17 protein-coding genes are annotated in these 17,588 nt (G+C 68.1%); 13 read left to right on the top strand and 4 right to left on the bottom strand.

Translation table 11 applies throughout. The features are described 5' to 3' along the window. Positions 1-49: 49 nt before the first annotated feature. Positions 50-706 carry an SDR family oxidoreductase gene (locus VIK36_RS16035; protein ID WP_255172893.1) on the top strand — a complete coding sequence of 219 codons (657 nt, stop codon included), beginning with the start codon at positions 50-52 and terminating at the stop codon, positions 704-706. 18 nt (positions 707-724) lie between these two features. After that, positions 725-2,296: a Na+/H+ antiporter gene (locus tag VIK36_RS16030; protein WP_255172892.1), complete on the top strand. Its 1,572-nt coding sequence runs from the start codon at positions 725-727 to the stop codon at positions 2,294-2,296. Here VIK36_RS16030 and VIK36_RS16025 read toward each other — a convergent pair. Next, positions 2,283-3,494 carry an ROK family transcriptional regulator gene (locus tag VIK36_RS16025; protein ID WP_255172891.1) on the bottom strand — a complete coding sequence of 404 codons (1,212 nt, stop codon included), beginning with the start codon at positions 3,492-3,494 and terminating at the stop codon, positions 2,283-2,285. The genes VIK36_RS16030 and VIK36_RS16025 overlap by 14 nt on opposite strands. Positions 3,495-3,590: 96 nt before the next feature. Between VIK36_RS16025 and VIK36_RS16020 the strand changes: the two genes are divergently transcribed. The 5 genes from VIK36_RS16020 (at position 3,591) to VIK36_RS16000 (ending at position 8,554) form a co-directional block, all read left to right on the top strand. Next, positions 3,591-5,303, top strand: a complete 1,713-nt coding sequence (locus tag VIK36_RS16020; protein WP_255172890.1) for a glycoside hydrolase family 13 protein — start codon at positions 3,591-3,593, stop codon at positions 5,301-5,303. A gap of 31 nt (positions 5,304-5,334) precedes the next feature. After that, the gene (locus VIK36_RS16015) at positions 5,335-6,276 is read left to right on the top strand and encodes an aldo/keto reductase (RefSeq protein WP_255172889.1); all 942 of its coding nucleotides are present in this window, start codon (positions 5,335-5,337) and stop codon (positions 6,274-6,276) included. A gap of 166 nt (positions 6,277-6,442) precedes the next feature. Beyond that, the gene (locus VIK36_RS16010; RefSeq protein WP_141942759.1) at positions 6,443-7,306 is read left to right on the top strand and encodes an HpcH/HpaI aldolase/citrate lyase family protein; all 864 of its coding nucleotides are present in this window, start codon (positions 6,443-6,445) and stop codon (positions 7,304-7,306) included. Positions 7,307-7,332: 26 nt separating this feature from the next. Further along, entirely contained in the window at positions 7,333-8,274 is a 942-nt protein-coding gene (locus tag VIK36_RS16005; protein ID WP_324642683.1) for a DUF2797 domain-containing protein, read from the top strand. A 55-nt stretch (positions 8,275-8,329) separates the two neighbouring features. Beyond that, a complete protein-coding gene (locus VIK36_RS16000) occupies positions 8,330-8,554 on the top strand; it encodes a DUF3188 domain-containing protein (protein WP_224026693.1) in 225 nt (74 codons plus the stop codon). On the opposite strand, the gene VIK36_RS15995 is transcribed toward VIK36_RS16000, so the two are convergent. Beyond that, positions 8,544-10,229 carry a SulP family inorganic anion transporter gene (locus tag VIK36_RS15995; protein ID WP_324642682.1) on the bottom strand — a complete coding sequence of 562 codons (1,686 nt, stop codon included), beginning with the start codon at positions 10,227-10,229 and terminating at the stop codon, positions 8,544-8,546. The two genes, VIK36_RS16000 and VIK36_RS15995, sit on opposite strands and share 11 nt — an antisense overlap. Further along, a complete protein-coding gene (locus tag VIK36_RS15990; RefSeq protein ID WP_324642681.1) occupies positions 10,226-10,606 on the bottom strand; it encodes a metalloregulator ArsR/SmtB family transcription factor in 381 nt (126 codons plus the stop codon). Before VIK36_RS15990 ends, VIK36_RS15995 begins: the two co-directional genes overlap by 4 nt. 129 nt (positions 10,607-10,735) lie before the next feature. Between VIK36_RS15990 and VIK36_RS15985 the strand changes: the two genes are divergently transcribed. The 6 genes from VIK36_RS15985 to VIK36_RS15960 all read left to right on the top strand — a co-directional run bounded on the left by VIK36_RS15985 (position 10,736) and on the right by VIK36_RS15960 (position 16,315). Further along, positions 10,736-11,197, top strand: coding sequence for an FAS1-like dehydratase domain-containing protein (locus VIK36_RS15985; RefSeq protein ID WP_255172885.1), 462 nt, complete (start codon positions 10,736-10,738; stop codon positions 11,195-11,197). Between the two features lie 2 nt (positions 11,198-11,199). After that, the gene (locus tag VIK36_RS15980) at positions 11,200-11,637 is read left to right on the top strand and encodes a MaoC family dehydratase (RefSeq protein ID WP_255172884.1); all 438 of its coding nucleotides are present in this window, start codon (positions 11,200-11,202) and stop codon (positions 11,635-11,637) included. A gap of 10 nt (positions 11,638-11,647) precedes the next feature. Next, the gene (locus VIK36_RS15975; RefSeq protein WP_324642679.1) at positions 11,648-12,925 is read left to right on the top strand and encodes an MFS transporter; all 1,278 of its coding nucleotides are present in this window, start codon (positions 11,648-11,650) and stop codon (positions 12,923-12,925) included. Positions 12,926-12,976: 51 nt separating this feature from the next. Then, positions 12,977-14,044 carry a UDP-N-acetylmuramate dehydrogenase gene (locus tag VIK36_RS15970; RefSeq protein ID WP_159631320.1) on the top strand — a complete coding sequence of 356 codons (1,068 nt, stop codon included), beginning with the start codon at positions 12,977-12,979 and terminating at the stop codon, positions 14,042-14,044. A gap of 38 nt (positions 14,045-14,082) precedes the next feature. Beyond that, complete coding sequence (locus VIK36_RS15965; protein WP_324642676.1) at positions 14,083-15,186, top strand: winged helix DNA-binding domain-containing protein; 1,104 nt, start codon at positions 14,083-14,085, stop codon at positions 15,184-15,186. Positions 15,187-15,337: 151 nt separating this feature from the next. Beyond that, the gene (locus tag VIK36_RS15960; RefSeq protein WP_324642675.1) at positions 15,338-16,315 is read left to right on the top strand and encodes a hypothetical protein; all 978 of its coding nucleotides are present in this window, start codon (positions 15,338-15,340) and stop codon (positions 16,313-16,315) included. 57 nt (positions 16,316-16,372) lie between these two features. Here the strand turns inward: VIK36_RS15960 and asd are convergent, their stop codons facing one another. After that, complete coding sequence (asd, locus tag VIK36_RS15955; RefSeq protein WP_324642674.1) at positions 16,373-17,503, bottom strand: aspartate-semialdehyde dehydrogenase; 1,131 nt, start codon at positions 17,501-17,503, stop codon at positions 16,373-16,375. Between the last annotated feature and the right edge of the window lie 85 nt (positions 17,504-17,588).

Below are 17,588 nucleotides of genomic sequence, written 5' to 3'. Positions count from 1 at the left end.
CAAGGCCAAATGGCTCTGCATGAAGGCGGCGTGCAGGCAGAATGGGTGCATGACACGCATCGCCATCATCGGCGGCCACGGCAAAGTGGCCCTCCTCCTGTCCGCCCTTCTCACCGGCGAGGGCCACTCCGTCACCTCGTTCATCCGGAATCCGGACCACGCAGACGACGTCGCCGGCACCGGGGCCACGCCGTTGGTCCTGGATGTGGAAAATTCGACGACGGCCGCCATCGCCGGTGCCCTTGCCGGGCATGACGCCCTGGTCTGGTCGGCCGGGGCCGGCGGCGGCGACCCCGAACGCACCTACGCGGTGGACCGGGACGCCGCCATCCGCTCCATGGATGCCGCGGCCCAGGCCGGCGTGGACCGGTACATCATGGTCTCCTACTTCGGTGCCGGCAAGGACCACGGGGTGCCGGAGGACAACAGTTTCTTTGCCTACGCGGAAGCCAAGGCAGCAGCGGACGAGTACCTGCGCGGCACCGGCCTGGCGTGGACCATCCTTGGGCCCGGCGCGCTGACGGACAAGCCCGGAACCGGGCTGATCGACGTCGACCCCTCACCGGAAGGGGACCGGGACACCTCCCGTGCCAATACGGCCATCGTGGCAGCGGCAGTACTGGACCTTCCCCAGACTGCCGGCCGGACCATTGAGTTCCGCGACGGCACCCTTCCCGTGGCGGCGGCACTGGAACCCCGCGCGTAGCCGGCGGCGAAGAGGCTTATGGACCAGCTCGCACTCATCATTGGACTGCTGCTGGCCACGGTGGTGGCCGTGGGCCTGGGGGACAGGCTCCGGCTGCCATACCCGGTCCTGATGCTCCTCCTGGCGGCGGCGCTGACGTTCATTCCCGGCTTCCCCGACCTGGAGATTGAACCGGCCCTGATCCTGCCCATCTTCCTTCCGCCGCTCCTGTTCGCCACCGCCCAGCGGAGCTCCTGGGCGGTGTTCCGTGTCCGGTGGCGGACGCTGATCATGCTGGCCGTGGCGCTGGTGGTCATCAGCACGGCAGTGGTGGCCGGTGCGGCATGGCTGATGATTCCCGGCATCGGGGTCCCCGCAGCCATCGCCCTCGGTGCCATGGTGGCGCCACCGGACCCTGTGGCGGTGGAATCCGTTGCAGGCCGGGTGCACATGCCGCGCCGCCTCATCACCGTCCTCCAGAGCGAGGGGTTGTTCAACGACGCCGCGGCCATCGTCATCTTCCAGGCAGCCGTTGCAGCCGCCGTGGGCGGCACCAAGGTGGGGCCCGACGTCGTCCTGCAGTTCCTGATGGGCGCGGCACTTGCCGTCCTGGTGGGCATTGCCATGGGCTGGCTGATCGCGCTGGTCACCCGGCTGGTCACGTCCATGGTGGCCCGGAGCGCGGTGACCCTGGTGGTGCCTTTCGCCGCCTACATCCTCGCCGAGGAGGTGCACGCCTCCGGCGTTATCGCCGTGGTGGTCACGGCCCTTGAAATGCAGCGCCACGCCCGCCCGCAGGACGCGGCGGAGCGTGTCACCCGGAACGCCTTCTGGGATGTGGTGGAGTTGCTGGTCACGGGGCTGGCGTTCGGCCTGGTGGGGCTGGAAATCAGGCATGTCATCCGCGATGAGGGGGCGGAGATCTTCGGCATGATCGGGGTGGCCGCGGTGGTCTGCGTCCTGGTGTTCGCGGTCCGGTTCCTGTGGCTGGCCGTCCTGGCACTGGGTGCCCGGAAACGGAAGAACGTCCTGCAGCCCACGTCCCTGAAGGAAGTCCTCATCCTGACCTGGTGCGGCATGCGCGGTCTGGCAACCCTGGCATTGGCCCTGGCGCTGCCGCTGACCTTGGCGGACGGTACGCCGTTCCCGGGGCGGGACTACCTGCTGGTCATTGCCTGCGCGGTGCTGCTGGCCACGCTGGTCCTTCCCGGCCTGACGCTGCCGTGGCTGATGCGTGTCCTCAACGCCTCCGAGGACGGAACGGCGGAACGCGACGCTGTCCGGCTGCTCGCCGCACGTGCCCAGGCCGCGGCCGTCGCGGCCTTGAAGCAGCACGACCTGATGACGGACCTGCCGCCGGAAAAGGTAACGCTGGTCAAGGACCGGATGCGCCGCCTGCACGCTGAACTGACGGACGGCAGCCTGCGGAACGAACCGCTGGCGGAAAAGCGCCAGCGGGGACGCGAACTGGCCATCGCGGTCCAGACCATCGCGCTGGATGCGGCGCGGCAGGAAGTGGTGGCGGCGCGGAACGAGCCGGACATGGACCCCGAGGTGGCGGACCGGGTGCTCCGTCAGCTGGACCTGCGCACCATGGTCATGCCGGAGTAGCGGCCGCAGCCAGCACCAGGTCCAGGGAGTTCCCCTCCACGTAGTCCAGGGCGCGGCGCACCGCGCCTACGGTCACGATGGAATCGCCCAGCGGGGATACTGCCACGCGGGCGGGGGTGGCTGTGTACCCGGCCAGGCGCTCGCTGATCGGGGCCAGGAGCACGTGGGCGGAGTCCGCCACACCGCCGCCGATCACCACCAGTTCCGGGTTGAGCATGGTGGCCACGGTGCCCACCACCCGCGCCATCCTGTCCGCCAGCCGGTCCAGGATCTCCAACGCCACGGCATCCCCTTGGGCTGCGGCGGCGAAGACCTGTTCGGCCTCCACCCGCCCTGGCTGGAAGGCCCGGAGGGCAGTCGGCGCGGTGGTGGCCAGTGCTTCCGCGGCCCACCTGCGGGCCAGATGGGCGATGCCGTACGTATCGCCGACGCCTTCCACCAGGTTCAGGTAGGCGAGCTCCCCGGCGCTGCCCCGGGTTCCATGCACCAGCCGGCCGCCCTCCACGATGCCGGAGCCCAGCCGTTCACTGGCCAGAATCACCACGACGTCGTCGATGCCGGCGGCGGCCCCCTGCCACCGGTCACCCAGGGCAGCAAGGTTTGCGTCGTTTTCCAGCAGGACGGTCCATCCGCGGGCTGCTTTGAGTGCCGCCGGCAGTCCCAGGTCGAACAGCCCCCAGAACTTTTGCGTGGCCACCACCTCCCCGCGCCGGTCCACCGGTGCTGCCACACCGGCGCACACGGCCAGCACCTGTCCCGGGTCCGCCGCGGCGGAGCGCAGTGCGGCCATGGCGACGCCGTCGATGAAGGCGATCCGCTCCCGGGAACCGACCTCACCGGCCTGGAAGGGGCGGCTGGACCGGGCCATTGTCCTGCCCCGGAGATCGGAGACCACCACGGTGACCTTCGAATATCCAATATCCATGCCCAGCACCACGCCGGCCCGCTCATTGAGCTCGAAGCGCCGGGCCGGGCGGCCCTTCCGGTACCCGCCGAACTCCCGCTGGTTTTCCAGTTCCAGGAGCCAGCCCCGCCGGACCAGGTCCTCGCAGACGGCGATGGTGGTGGCGCGGGTCAGGCCTGTCGCCGCCATGACATCGGTGACGGTGACAGCCCCCGAGGCGCGCATGAACTCCAGTACCGCGCCGGCGCTGACCCGCCGCAGCAGTTGGGGAGTAGCCGGAACCGGTTCAGGCATGCTGTTGACCTTCCTGTCCAAAGCACCAGATAATACTTGGGTAAGTAAATTTAGACTCAATATAAATATAGCCGCACTGAAGAAAAGGGTCAGTCCTTGTCCACCACCGCCACTCTGGCAACCCTGTCCGACTCTGACCGTCTGGCCGACCCCAACTGGTGGCGCCAGGCCTCCGTCTACCAGATCTACCCCCGCAGCTTCGCCGACTCCAACGGCGACGGCATCGGCGACCTGAAGGGCATCACCGCCAAGGTCCCCTACCTGAAGAAGCTGGGTATCGACGCCGTGTGGCTCAGCCCGTTCTACCCGTCCGCGCTCGCCGACGGCGGCTACGACGTCGATGACTACCGCGATGTCGACCCCAAGCTGGGCACGCTGGCTGACTTCGACGAGATGGCCAAGGCACTGCACGACGCCGGGATCAAGCTGATCGCGGACATCGTCCCCAACCATTCCTCCAACCGCCACAAGTGGTTCCAGGAAGCGCTGGCGTCCCCCAAGGGCTCCCCGGCCCGCGACCGCTACATCTTCCGGGACGGCAAGGGCCCCAACGGCGAGTTCCCGCCGTCGGACTGGGACTCCGTGTTCGGCGGACCCGCCTGGGAGCGCATCACCGAACCCGACGGCACGCCCGGCCAGTGGTACATGCACATCTTCGCCAAGGAGCAGCCGGACCTGAACTGGTCCAACCGGGAAATCCGGGATGACTTCCTCAAGACGCTGCGCTTCTGGTCGGACCGCGGCGTGGACGGCTTCCGCGTTGACGTGGCTCACGCCCTCACCAAGGACCTCACCGAGCCGCTGCTGTCCAAGCTTGAACTGAGCGCCGCCAACACCGGCGTGGATGGATTCGACGACGGCACGCACCCGTTCTGGGACCGCGACGAAGTCCACGAGATCTACGCCGAATGGCGCGAGGTTTTCAACGAGTACAACCCGCCGCGCACCGCCGTCGCCGAAGCATGGGTCCACGCCACCCGCCGCGCCCGCTACGCCAGCCCCCAGGGCCTGGGCCAGGCGTTCAACTTCGACCTCCTTCAGGCTGACTTCGACGCCGCCGAGTACAAGGAAATCATCACCCGGAACCTTGCCGAGGCGGCGGCTACCGGCGCCTCCTCCACCTGGGTGTTCTCCAACCACGACGTGGTGCGCCACGCCACCCGCTACGGCCTGCCGCAGGTGGCCAAGGCGAAGGCCGGTGCCAAGGGCCAGGACGGCAAGGACTGGCTGCTCGCCGGCGGCCCCAAGGACCAGCTGGACGTTGAACTGGGTGAGCGCCGCGCCCGCGCCGCCACCTTGCTGATGCTGGCTGTCCCCGGATCCGCGTACCTGTACCAGGGTGAGGAACTGGGCCTGCAGGAAGTGGCCGAGATTCCCGAATCGGAACGCCAGGACCCGTCCTTCTTCCGCAACAAGGGCGTCGAAATCGGCCGTGACGGCTGCCGCGTGCCGCTGCCGTGGAAGGTGGAAGGCACGTCCTTCGGCTTCGGCGATGGCGGGTCCCACCTGCCGCAGCCGGACTGGTTCAGCAAGTATGCCGTCGAGGCCCAGGACGGGACCGAAGGCTCCACGCTGGAGCTTTACCGCAAAGCACTGAAACTGCGCCGCGAACTGCTGACCGACGAGGACCTTGAATGGGTGGAGAACGGCAACCCGGACGTCCTGCACTTCAAGCGCCCCAACGGGTGGCAGTCCGTCACCAACTTCGGGAACACCGCCGTCGACCTTCCCGCCGGTGCGGTCCTGGTCAGCAGCGCCCCGCTGGAGGACGGCAAGCTGCCAGCCAACACCACCGCATGGCTGCGCTGATGCACGTGCCGTGCCCGGTCGGGGCTTCCTGATGCAGGAAGTCATCTACGGATGCATGGGACTGGGCGGCAGCTGGTCTGATGAGCCGCATGGCGCTGACCATGTGGACCAGGCCGAGGCTGCCGTCCAGGCCGCCCTGGACGCGGGCATCACCCTGTTCGACCACGCCGACATTTACCGCAGCGGCAAGTCCGAGGCTGTTTTCGGTGAGGTGCTGGTTGCCGCCCCGGGCCTGCGGGAGCGCATCCGGCTGCAGACCAAATGCGGCATCCGGCTGAACGAGCGTGGCCTGCAGACCCACTACGACCTGAGCCGGGAGGCCATCCTGGAGCGGGTCAACGGCAGCCTCAAACGGCTGCAGACGGACTACGTGGACATCCTCCTGCTGCACCGCCCGGACCCCCTGGCGGACCCGGCGGAGGTGGCAGCCGCCGTCGGGCAGCTCATGGCCGAAGGAAAGGTCCGCCAGCTGGGCGTGTCCAACATGTCCGCGGCGCAGATCGAAGTGCTGCAGGACCGGCTGGAGACCCCTGTGGTGGCCAACCAGCTGGAGATGAGCCTGCTCAAGCGGGCGTGGCTGGAAAGCCAGGTCCTGGTCAACCACCCGGAGCACCTGGACTACAGTTTTCCGCACGGCACGCTGGAGTACTGCACGCGCAACAACGTCACCCTGCAGGCGTACGGCTCCCTGGCCAAGGGGGTCTACACCGGCGCCGAGCAGGAGAACCCCACCTCTGCGGAGGCAGCCACCGCGGAACTCGTGGCGCAGCTTGCCGACCACTACGGCTCGTCCGGCGAAGCCATCCTCCTGGGATGGCTGATGAAGCATCCGGCCGGGATCGCACCGGTCATCGGCACGGTCAATCCGGACCGGATCCGGGCCTGCGGGGACGCCGCCCGCGTGGCCGGGGCGCTGACCCGTGCCGACTGGTACAAGCTGTGGGTGACCGCGCGGGGCAGCAACATCCCCTAGCCCTCCCAGCCCTGCTGCAGCAGGTGCCGTTCCGGAAGCGCCGGAACGGCACCTGCTGCTTCATTTTTGGCTGAAGCGCAGTCACAACGCGTTTAGTTCGTATTGATCCTCACAAGCCGGCCGTTTTCTTCGCCGTGCCGCTTGCAGGCCGGATACTGTAGAAAGCATGACGTCTACCATCGCCGCCGAAACCGTTAGGCCGGAACGGAATATCCCTGCAGAGATCGCCCGTTCCTGGCTGTTGGTCAATGCCATGAAGCCGGAGCTCTTCGACCAGTCGGCCGTGTCCCGGGCCGATTCGATCATCCTGGATATTGAAGACGCGGTGGACCCGTCGCAGAAGGACCAGGCCCGGAACAACGTCATCGACTGGCTGACCGCCGGTGGCAAGGCCTGGGTCCGGATCAACGACGCCACCAGCCCGTTCTGGGCCGATGACCTCGCCGGTCTCCGCGGCACGCCCGGCCTGCTGGGAGTCATGCTCGCCAAGACCGAATCCGCGGACCAGGTGACCGAGAGCTACCACCGCATGGACGGCAAGACGCCCGTGATCCCGCTGGTGGAATCCGCGCTCGGCATCGAGGAAGCCAACCACATCGCCAAGGCCCAGGGCGCGTTCCGCCTGGCCTTCGGCTCCGGTGACTTCCGCCGCGACACGGGCATGGCCGCCACCCCCGAGGCCATGGCCTACCCGCGCGCCAAGCTCGTCGTCGCTAGCCGCGTCGGCAACCTGCCCGGCCCCATCGACGGCCCCACCGTCGGCACCAACCACCCCATCCTGCGCGAGCAGACCGGCATCACCGTGATGATGGGCATGACCGGCAAGCTCTGCCTGGCCATCGACCAGACCCCGGTGATCAACGAGGTCATCAGCCCCACGCCGTCGGACGTCGCCTGGGCCACCGACTTCATGAACGACTTCGAAGCCAACGGCCGCGTCATCCGCGACGGCTCCGACCTGCCCCGCCTGGGCCGCGCCGAGAAGATCATGAAGCTCGCGGTAGCCTTTGGGGTGCAGCCCGCGCTGTAGCGCCACCCACCACTTCAGGAGACCCCGTGACCGATACCCGCTATCTGGTCCACGGGGTCTTTTGGGATGGTCCGCCTGCCGCAACCCCAGCGGACGACGCCGGCGGCCCGGTCCTGCGCCTGCAGTCACCCGTGGGGGACTACCTGGAGCTCAGCCTCAGGGCGGGCAGCCGGCTCGGCTTCAAGGTGGTGGAACCCGGCAGGTTCTGCCTGGGCCACGTCCAGGTCCAGTCAGCCGGCTCGCGCCGCCACATCCTGTGCGGCTCCGCCGCCCCGGCCCTTCGGGGCAAGCAATGCGAGCGGTGCTTCGTACTGGACGAACCCCGCCTGATGCACGACTTCCACCGCGGCGGCAGGGTGACCCCCGGCCTGCGGGACTACCTGATGCAGGAACACTGGCTCTACGTGGCCACGTTCGCGGGAGGCACCACCAAGGTGGGAACGGCCTCCGGCCCGCGGAAGTGGAACCGTTTGGCGGAGCAGGGGGCCGCAGTGGCGAGGTATGTTGCCAGGGCGGAGGATGGCCGCGTGGTACGGGTCCTCGAGGACCTGGTGACAGCCGGCGCCGGCCTGACCCAGCAGGTGCGCTCGGCCGCGAAGGCGGAGGCGCTGCTGCGGCCGCTGCCGGCCAGCGCGGTGGACGAAGTCAATTCCCGCGCCGCCGGTGACGTACGGGACCTGCTGGCGCGCACCGCCGTCGACGGCTTTCAGGCCGTGGAGGAGCAGTGGCTGCGTCCCGCGCATGCTGATGCCCTGCACGGAAGCGCGTCCCGCCACGCCTATCCGCACGCCCTGGACCAGGGGCAGCACGGTTTCAGCATCGCAGCCCTGGGCGGGGCCAACGCGCTGGCCCGGCTGGACGGCACGGACGCCGAGTTCGTGGTGAACCTGTCCCAGCTGGCCGCCCGGACCGTCGTGCTGGGGGAGTACGCCTCAGAGGTGCCGGCAGTGCAGGAAGCGTTGTTCTGAGCCCGGGGCCCCGGACCGCCCGCCGGGGTGGCCGGGGACTCGGTAGACTTGGACGGTGCTGAACGAATTCTGGGCCACCGCGCCTACCCGCTACAAAGTCCTGGTCTTCAGCGCAATGGGACTGATCGCCGTCGGCATCATCCTGAACCTGGTGGGCAACACCAGCGGCAACCAGGCGCTGGCCATGGCTTCCCTGCCCCTCATCGGGCTGGGGCTGGTCCTCCACGTCGTGGGCATCGTGGTCCGGGGCCAGGCGATCCGCAAAAACCTCAGGCGCTAGCTGCCGCGTTCCGCAGCACGTGGCTGCGGGCATGTTCCACGGCATCCGGGAGCTGGTCGAACAGGTGCTTGTGGTGCCGCAGGGAACGGATCACGCCCACGTTGGTCACCAGGTCAAGGTGGTCCGGCCGCACACCCTTGAGCAAAACGGTGATGCCGCGCAGCTCCAGGGCGGAAATGACCTCCACCAGGGCGTGGGCGCCGGTCGCGTCCAGCATCCGCAGCTGGGACAACCTGATGATGGCCACCTGCACGTCCTTGACCTGGCTGATCTCCTGGAGGATGCGTTCGGCGGCACCAAAGAACATCGCTCCATCCAGCCGGAAGACCGCGATGTGTTCGTCTCCTTCCACCGGCGGACCGGGAATCTCCTCGCGCTGGACCCCGCTCAGCGAAGCGAATTTCCGCAGCGCGAAGAGGGCCGCCGCGGCCAGCCCTATCTGGATGGCAATGATGAGGTCGAAGGCCACCGTGATGACGGCCGTCAGTACGAAGACCGCGGCGTCTGCCCGGGTGGAACGCAGGATGGCGGTGATGGTGCGCCGCGAGACCATCCGTACTGCCGTGACCATCAGGACTCCGCCCAGTGCCGCCAGCGGGATGCGGCTGACCATTCCTGACGCCAGGTAAGTGATGCCCAGCAGCACGATGGCGTGCACCGCTGCGGCCAGGCGGGTCCTGGCGCCGGACCGCACGTTGACCGCGGTCCGTGCAATGGCTCCTGTGGCCGGCATTCCGCCGAACAGGCCGGCCGCGATGGAAGCCAGGCCCTGTCCCATCAGCTCACGGTCGGGGCTGTAGGGGCCGGTGGGCCTGCCGTTCGGCCCGGCCATCCCCGCGGCCACGCGCGCCGAGAGCAGTGACTCGATGGCAGCCAGGAAGGCGACAGCCACGGCGGGCATCGCCAGGTTGCCCAGGGAAGCAGGGTCGAGGGCGGGGAAGGACGGAGCCGGAAGGGAATGCGGGAGTGTACCAATCCGCGGGACGTCGAGCTGCAGCATTTCGGCAGCGGCGGTCGCCAGGAGTACCGCCAGCAGGCTGGCCGGCAGGGCGCGGAACAACTTCTGCACCAGGACCATCACGACGGCGACTCCCGCCACGAGCGCGAGCGTCAGCACCACCGTCGGGGCGGCGGCCCCTGCTGCCGCCTCCACTGCGGCAAGGAGGGTGTTGTGCCCCGGGGTGCCGGACGTGCCGGTGGCCAGCGGAACCTGCTGGAGGAAGATGATGGCGGCAATGCCCAGCGTGAAGCCTTCCACGACGGGCCAGGGGATGAAGGCCACGGCCCGGCCCAGGCCACTGAATCCCAAAGCGCAGACCAGCAGACCAGCCATCAGGGACAAGAGGGCGACGCTGCCGATGCCGTGGACCGCCACCACGGGGGCCAGTACCACCACCATGGCGCCAGTGGGTCCGGATACCTGTACCGGGGAGCCGCCCATGACAGCCGCCACCAGCCCGGCCACGATCGCCGTGATGAGGCCCGCTTCGGCGCCCACCCCGGAGCTGACGCCGAACGCGAGGGCCAGCGGCAACGCCACAATGCCCACGGTGATCCCTGCCAGCAGGTCGGTGCGCCAGGTGCCGGCAAGGCCGGCGTAATCCTTCCGCGAGGGCAGGAACCGGGTGATGCTCTCCGTGGCCGTGCCACGGGCCGTGACCGGGTTCGCAGTCACTTGGCTGACCCGCCGGCCAGGTGTTCCGCCGGCAGCTGCCGTGCCAGCCGCAGCTGCTCATTGGAGTCGGCCAGGCTGTCCACAAGGAAGGTCCGGGCAATGGCAAGCAGCTGCGAGACCCCTGGGTGGGCAAGCTGGTACGTCACCGCATTGGCGCTGCGTACGGAGGTCACCACCCTGTGCTTCCGCAAGGTGGCAAGGTGCTGGGAGAGGTGCGAGGCCTCCAGTCCGGTTTCTGCCAAAAGGTAACTCACCGGGGCAGACTCCTGCGGCGCCGCGGCCAGCAGCTCAAGGATGCGTATCCTGGCCGGGTGGGCCAGGCCTTTGAATAGGTTCGCTTTGATCTCGTAGAGCGGGGCTTGGGCGGAAGACAGCATCAAAAGTGGCGCTCCTGTGCACGATGGCTGCCCGGCACACCGGACGCAGCGACCTGATGAATTGATGAAATCATCATATCACCGCAGGGGGCGTCTTATGAGGGGCGGGGCAGCGATAGGCTGGAATCCATGACTATCAATCCGGACCTGCAGGGCCGTAGCTACCCTGCCGCAGAGGTGTATGACGTCGGCCGCGAGAAAATCCGTGAGTTCGCCCGCGCCGTGAAGGCGACCCACCCCGCGCACTTTGACGTGGACGCAGCCAAGGCCCTGGGCCACCCCGATCTGGTGGCACCGCCCACCTTCGCCATCATCATCGCCCAGCGCGCCGACGCCCAGCTCATCGAGGACCCGGACGCAGGCATCGACTTCTCCCGCGTGGTCCACGCAGACCAGCGCTTCACCCACCACCGGCCCATCGTCGCCGGGGACCGCCTCGTCGCGGAACTGCATGTCGACGGCGTCCGTGCCATGGGCGGCGGCGCCATGATCACCACGCGTTCGGAGATCTTCGCCCTCGGTTCCGGTGATTCGCGGGAACCCGTCACCACCACCACGTCATCCATCCTGGTCCGCGGAGAGGGACAGTAACCATGAGCCCCAGCTTCAACGAACTCAGCGCCGGCCAGGAAATCGGCAGCCGCACCATCGAGGTCACGCGCACCGACCTGGTCAAGTACGCCGGCGCCTCCGGGGACTTCAACCCCATCCACTGGAACGAGGCCTTCGCCACCGGCGTGGAACTGCCCGGCGTCATCGCGCACGGCATGTTCACCATGGGCTCGGCCGTCCAGTTGGTGACGGACTGGGCAGGCGACCCGGCCGCCGTCGTCGATTTCCAGACCCGCTTCACCAAGCCGGTCCTGGTGACCGACACCACCGGAACCGGCCAGCCCGGGGCCACCATCGAGGTCAGCGGCACCATTGGGAAGCTCGACGCCGATGCGGGCACCGCGCGCGTCGACCTCACCGTTGTCTCCGCCGGGCAGAAGGTCCTGATGAAGGCCCAGGCCCTCGTCAAGCTGTCTTGAGCTGCACCTTTTGACCACTTCTGCAGGAACCACCGCAACGGCCGGGCAGGTCACTGCCTGGCGAAACGCCGTCGTGGTGGCCTACGGCGCCAGCGGCCTTGCCTTTGCCTCCTGGGTGTCCCGGCTGCCCGCTATCCGGGACACGCTGGACCTCACCCCGGGCAACATCGGCGTCATCCTGCTGTGCATGACGCTGGGATCCTTTGCCTCCGTGTCTGCTTCAGGGCTGATCGTGCTGCGGCTGGGCTCCAAGCGGACCATCCGGACAGGCAGCATTATGGTGGGTGCAGGCCTGCTGACGGCGGGTTTTGGCACAACCGTGCTGGCAAGCCCGGTGGCAACCGCGATCGGCCTGGCCATCATTGGCCTGGGCACCGGAAGCTGGAACACGGCGTCCAACGTTGAAGGTGCCGCGGTGGAACGCGCGGTGGGCCGGCACATCATGCCGCGGCTCCACGGGGCCTTCAGCCTGGGAACGGTGGCAGGCGCGGGGCTGGGGGCCGTTGCCGCCGCGGTGTCCCTGCCGGTGTTCTGGCACCTTGCGGCGGCAGGGGCGGTGGTGGCGGGTTCGGTAGCAACGGCCGCGTCCTGGTTCCGTGCCGACGTCACCCCGGTGGCGGGGGAGCGCAGTTACTCCCCGGATACCTTCGAGGACCCCAGTACCGGGCCGATTCCCGTGATCACTCCCGGAACCGCCTCCGGCGACGCCCCGCTGGACAACAAGCGCAAGATCGCCCGGGCATGGCGGGACCGGCGGACCCTGCTCCTGGGTGTCCTGGTGCTGGGCCTCGCCCTGGCCGAAGGCGCGGCAGGGGACTGGGTGGCCCTTGCCCTGGCCGACGGCCACGGGCAGAGCGATGCTGCCGGTGCCGCCGGCTACGGGCTGTTCGTCACGTTTATGACCATCGGGCGTTTTGCCGGGACGGTGATGCTGGACAGATTCGGCAGGGTTCCCGTGATGCGCTGGTGCGCTGCACTGGCTGTGCTGGGACTGGGCGTCTTCGTCTTTGCGCCGGTGCCGTGGCTTGCCTACGTCGGGCTCGCACTGTGGGGCCTGGGAGCATCTCTCGGCTTCCCGGTGGGCATGTCCGCCGCTGCCGACGATCCCGCGATGGCTGCCGCCCGGGTTTCCGTGGTGTCCACCATCGGCTATGCCGCGTTTCTGTGCGGCCCGCCGCTGCTGGGGCTGCTGGCCGAGCATGTGGGCATCCTGCATTCGCTGCTGGCCGTGATGGTGATGCTCGCGGTGAGCTTCGTCCTCTCTCCGGTGGCCCGGAAGCTGGCCTGAAGGTACTGCGCGTCACTGCGCCCGCACAGTATCTTCAAGTAACGTGGACAGGTGACTTCCACGCTCCTCTCCTCCCTGACCACCTCCGCCGTCGGAGGTCCCGCCGGCAAGTACATCGAGGCCCGTACCGAAGCGGACATCATCGACGCGGTCCGCTCGGCGGATGCCGCCGGGGAACAGGTCCTGATCGTCAGCGGCGGGTCCAACCTCCTCGTGTCCGACGACGGGTTCCCCGGGACTGTCATCAGGATCGCCTCTGAGGGGTTCACGGTCAACGCCGAGGACTCCTGCGGGGGAGTGGCCGTTGTGGTGCAGGCCGGCCACAACTGGGACAAGCTGGTGGAGCACGCGGTACGCCACGCCTGGTCCGGAATCGAGGCGCTGTCCGGTATCCCCGGGTCAACCGGTGCCACGCCTGTCCAGAACGTGGGTGCCTACGGTGCAGATGTTTCCCAGACCATCGCGGCCGTCCGCACCTGGGACCGTGAGCGCAACGCCGTGCAGACTTTCACCAACTCCGAGCTGAAGTTCGGCTACCGGGACTCCATCCTCAAGCAGACCACGGTCAACGGCTCGCCGCGGTACGTGGTCCTCACTGTCGAGTTCCAATTGCCGCTGGGGCGGATGAGCGCGCCGATCCGGTACGCCGAGCTGGCCCGGGCCCTCAACGTGGACGTGGGCCAGCGCGCCTACGCGAACGACGTCCGCCGCGAAGTCCTGCGCCTTCGTGCCTCCAAGGGAATGGTGTGGGACGCCGCGGACCGTGACACCTACTCCACCGGGTCGTTCTTCACCAACCCCATTGTGGCGGCTGACGTAGCGGACAAACTGCCGGAAAACGCTCCGCGATACCCTGCCGGGCTGGACGGGATGGTGAAGCTCTCCGCAGCATGGCTGATTGACCAGGCAGGCTTCGGGAAGGGCTTCGGCCTGGAGGACGACGGCGTGGCCGGAGGCCGCGCGTCGCTGTCCACCAAGCACACCCTGGCCATCACCAACCGTGGCTCCGCCAGCGCCGCGGATATGGTGGCTGTCGCGCGGGAGGTGCGGGCCGGCGTCGAACGCCACTTCGGCATTTCGCTGCACCCGGAGCCGCTGCTCATCGGCCTCGAACTCTAGTCGTCCCCTCGGGGCTGCGCCCGGCCTAGGATGGGCGCATGGCTGCATCTGGTGCCCTGCGCGACGGCAGGATGGTCGGCAGGCTCCGGCTGGTGTCCCAGCGGCTCGCCGGGATAGGGGGTACCTCTGTGCCGGAGCTGGTCCGGTGGATGACCGCCATGCAGGCGCAGGACCTGCCGGCGGCACTGTGGGCGGTCGGGGTCCGGGTGCCCAACGCGGGGCTTTCCCAGGTGCGTGCCGCCATTAGTTCCGGAGCTGTTGTCCGGTCCTGGCCGATGCGCGGGACGCTGCACCTCGTGGCTGCCGGGGACCTGCGCTGGATGCTGGACCTCACGGCCGAACGGCTCACCAGGAGCATCGCGGGCCGCCACCGGCAGCTGGAGATTACGTGGGCGGACGTGGAGAAGGCCCGCGACCAGGCGCTGGAACACATCTCGGCGGAGGGTCCCGTCAGCCGCGCCGCACTGTTCAAGGTGTTCGACGACGGAGGCCAGCCGACCCAGGGCCAGCGGGGGATCCATCTCCTGGCTTCGTTGTGCCGGCACGGCTGGCTGGTGCTGGGGCCACTGGCCGGCAACCAGCAGCTGATCGCGGCGTTTGATGAGTGGATCCCCTCCTCCCGGAGCCTGGAGCGGGAGGAGGCTCTGGTCGAGTTCCTGCTGCGGTACTTCCGGAGCCACGGCCCGGCCACCCTCCGCGACTTCGCTTGGTGGACGCAGCTGCCGCTGACCGAGGTCCGCACGGCGTTTGAGCACGTCCGGTGCGAGCTGGTGGAGCTTGAGTTCGAGGGGACCAGCTACTGGCTGTCCCCGGAGGTGGCGGAGCTCCTGGACTCCGGCGTGCCCGGCGGCCGGTCTGTCCACCTGCTGCCGGGTTTTGATGAGTTTGTCCTGGGCTACACGGACCGCAGCCTCGTCCTGTCGCCGGAGCATTCCGACCTGATCGTGCCCGGCGGGAACGGTGTCTTCAAGAAGACGGTGGTTGCCGCGGGGAAGGTGGTTGGCACCTGGGCGCTGAAGGGCACCGGGCCGGGTGCCGCCGTCGTACCCCAACTCTTCGACGAAGCCCGGCCGCTCGGCCCGGCGGCGCAGGCAGCCCTGGCCAAGGCCGGCCGGCGCTACACGACGTTCCTGGCCACCTGAGCGGCTTCCAGCACCACATAACCGGCCCAGCCCCGCATAACCGGTGGCGCGCAGCAACGGTTGTGCGGGCACGGGCCGCTCGCTCCGGTGTCCCTCCACATAGCGGCGTCGCGTGCTTCCGATACCGGTGTCCGCCGTCGACCCTTAAGCAATGAAGTTCCATGATTTGCAGGCCCTCGTCGACCATCGCTGGCCCGGGCAGGTGGTTGCGTCAACCCACCAATTGTCGGCTGCCGGGCTGGACGACCGTGTGCTGACTGCGGCCGTGAAGAGCGGTGCCGTACTTCGGTTGCGGCGGGGAGCCTACGTCCGGAGCGGGAACTGGCATGCGCTCAAAGAATGGGACCGGGACCAGGCCCGGCTGATGGCCCATTTCGAGTCCACCCACGGCCGGTCCCGGTACAGCCACGTGAGCGCGGCATTGTTGCGGGGGCTTTTTGTCTGGGAAGGCGGTGCCGCCGTGAACGTGACAACCCAGTATGCCAACTCGAAGGCCAGCGCAGGAAGGGACGTCCGGACTCACAGGCTGCCGCTCGCGGAAGCTGAGAAGGCTTCACTGTGGACGCCCGACGGGCGGGAAGTCCTTACCACCAGTGCCGAGCGGACCGTGCTGGACTGCGCACGTATCCTGCCCTTGGAAAAGGCCGCTGTGATCGGTGACCACGCGCTGCGCAAGGGTGCGTCCATCGAGGCCATGCGGCAGCTGCTGAACGACAGTCCAGTGGTCCGCGGCGGCAGGCGCGCCTGGGACCTGCTGGCTGTTCTGGATGCCCGGTCCGAGTCCCCGGGGGAGACCCGGACCAGGCTGATGCTGCATTCTCTTGGCCTGCGCATGTTCGAACCGCAGGTTGGGATCACCACCCGCGAGGGCATTTTCCGGGCGGATTTCGCGGACCCCGACGCCCGGGCGATTATCGAGTTCGACGGCGTCGCCAAGTACACGGACTACAAGCCGGCGGCGGATGTGCTGCTCGCGGAGCGGCGCCGGGAGAACGCATTGCAGGAGCTGGGTTGGGCAGTCTTCCGGATCAATTGGCAGCAGCTGAACCGGCCAGGAGAGCTGCGGCAACGGCTGTACGCATTCCTGGCGCGCCATTCCGGAACGCAAAAGCGGCCCTTGCCCGCATAACCGCTGCCGGGCAGCAACGGTTATGCGGGCAAGGGCCGCTCGTGAGGCAGCTGGAAGCTACAGGTTGCCGGTGGCGATGTTGAGCATGCGGCGCAGCGGCTCGGCGGCGCCCCAGAGGAGCTGGTCGCCCACGGTGAAGGCGCTGATGTACTGCGGGCCCATCTCCATCTTGCGGATTCGGCCCACCGGGATGTCCAGGGTGCCGGAAGCGGCCACCGGGGTCAATTCCGCCATGGAGGCTTCCTTGGTGTTGGGAACCACCTTGGCCCACTGGTTGTCCTCGTCCAGTAGCTTCTCGATTTCGGCCACGGAAAGGTCCTCACGGAGCTTCAGCGTCAGGGCCTGTGAGTGGGAGCGCATGGCGCCGATGCGGACGCAGAGGCCGTCCATGATCACGTGGTTTTCGTCGGAGGTGCCCAGGATCTTGTTGGTCTCAACCCCGGCCTTCCACTCTTCCTTGGACTGTCCGTTGCCCAGGTCCGCATCGATCCAGGGGATCAGGGAGCCGGCCAGGGGGACGCCGAACTGGGTGGCGTCGATGTCGGTGCGCTGGTGGGCCAGGACCTTGCGGTCAATGTCCAGGATGGCCGACGCCGGGTCGTCCAGTTCCGTGCTGACCTCGGCGTTGAGCGTGCCGAACTGGCTGAGCAGCTCACGCATGTGCCGGGCGCCGCCGCCGGAGGCTGCCTGGTAGGTCATGGAGGTACCCCACTCCACCAGGCCGTGCTTGAACAGGCCGCCGAGGCCCATGAGCATGCAGGACACGGTGCAGTTGCCGCCGATGAAGTCCTTGGTGCCGTTGACCAGGCCCTTGTCGATGACGTCGCGGTTGATGGGGTCCAGCACGATGATCGAGTCGTCGTTCATGCGGAGGGTTGAGGCGGCGTCGATCCAGAGGCCGTCCCAGCCGCGGCTGCGCAGCTCGCCGTGGACCTGCTTGGTGTAGTCCCCGCCCTGGGCGGTGACGATAATGGGCAGCTTCGCCAAAGTGTCGAGGTCGAACGCGTTCTCGAGCTTGCCGGCACCGTCGGCGAACGACGGCGCGGCACCTCCCGCGTTGGAGGTGGAGAAGAACACCGGGTTGATGTTGGCGAAGTCGCCCTCGTCCTGCATGCGCTGCATCAGGACGGAACCGACCATGCCGCGCCATCCGACCAGGCCGACGGAAGGGGTAGCTGCTGTAGTCATTCGTACAGTTTAGACTTCGCAACCGGCAGGGCGCAGTCGGTTACGTCACGCCGGGCGCCGGGTCCCGTTACTAAGTACGACGGCG

Source organism: Pseudarthrobacter sp. LT1 (assembly GCF_035621795.1).
Taxonomy (GTDB): Bacteria; Actinomycetota; Actinomycetes; order Actinomycetales; family Micrococcaceae; genus Arthrobacter.
The sequence above is the reverse complement of the archived record's forward strand: the minus strand, read 5'-3'. Positions and strand labels throughout refer to the sequence as shown.

Bases quoted from the DNA above. Each gene is read 5' to 3' on its own strand.
- VIK36_RS15965 (WP_324642676.1), top strand. From the start codon at position 14,083: ATGGCTGCATCTGGTGCCCTGCGCGACGGCAGGATGGTCGGCAGGCTC.
- VIK36_RS15980 (WP_255172884.1), top strand. From the start codon at position 11,200: ATGAGCCCCAGCTTCAACGAACTCAGCGCCGGCCAGGAAATCGGCAGC.
- asd (WP_324642674.1), bottom strand. From the start codon at position 17,503: ATGACTACAGCAGCTACCCCTTCCGTCGGCCTGGTCGGATGGCGCGGC.
- VIK36_RS16015 (WP_255172889.1), top strand. From the start codon at position 5,335: ATGCAGGAAGTCATCTACGGATGCATGGGACTGGGCGGCAGCTGGTCT.
- VIK36_RS16035 (WP_255172893.1), top strand. From the start codon at position 50: ATGACACGCATCGCCATCATCGGCGGCCACGGCAAAGTGGCCCTCCTC.
- VIK36_RS16030 (WP_255172892.1), top strand. From the start codon at position 725: ATGGACCAGCTCGCACTCATCATTGGACTGCTGCTGGCCACGGTGGTG.
- VIK36_RS15960 (WP_324642675.1), top strand. From the start codon at position 15,338: ATGAAGTTCCATGATTTGCAGGCCCTCGTCGACCATCGCTGGCCCGGG.
- VIK36_RS15990 (WP_324642681.1), bottom strand. From the start codon at position 10,606: ATGCTGTCTTCCGCCCAAGCCCCGCTCTACGAGATCAAAGCGAACCTA.
- VIK36_RS15985 (WP_255172885.1), top strand. From the start codon at position 10,736: ATGACTATCAATCCGGACCTGCAGGGCCGTAGCTACCCTGCCGCAGAG.
- VIK36_RS16010 (WP_141942759.1), top strand. From the start codon at position 6,443: ATGACGTCTACCATCGCCGCCGAAACCGTTAGGCCGGAACGGAATATC.
- VIK36_RS16025 (WP_255172891.1), bottom strand. From the start codon at position 3,494: ATGCCTGAACCGGTTCCGGCTACTCCCCAACTGCTGCGGCGGGTCAGC.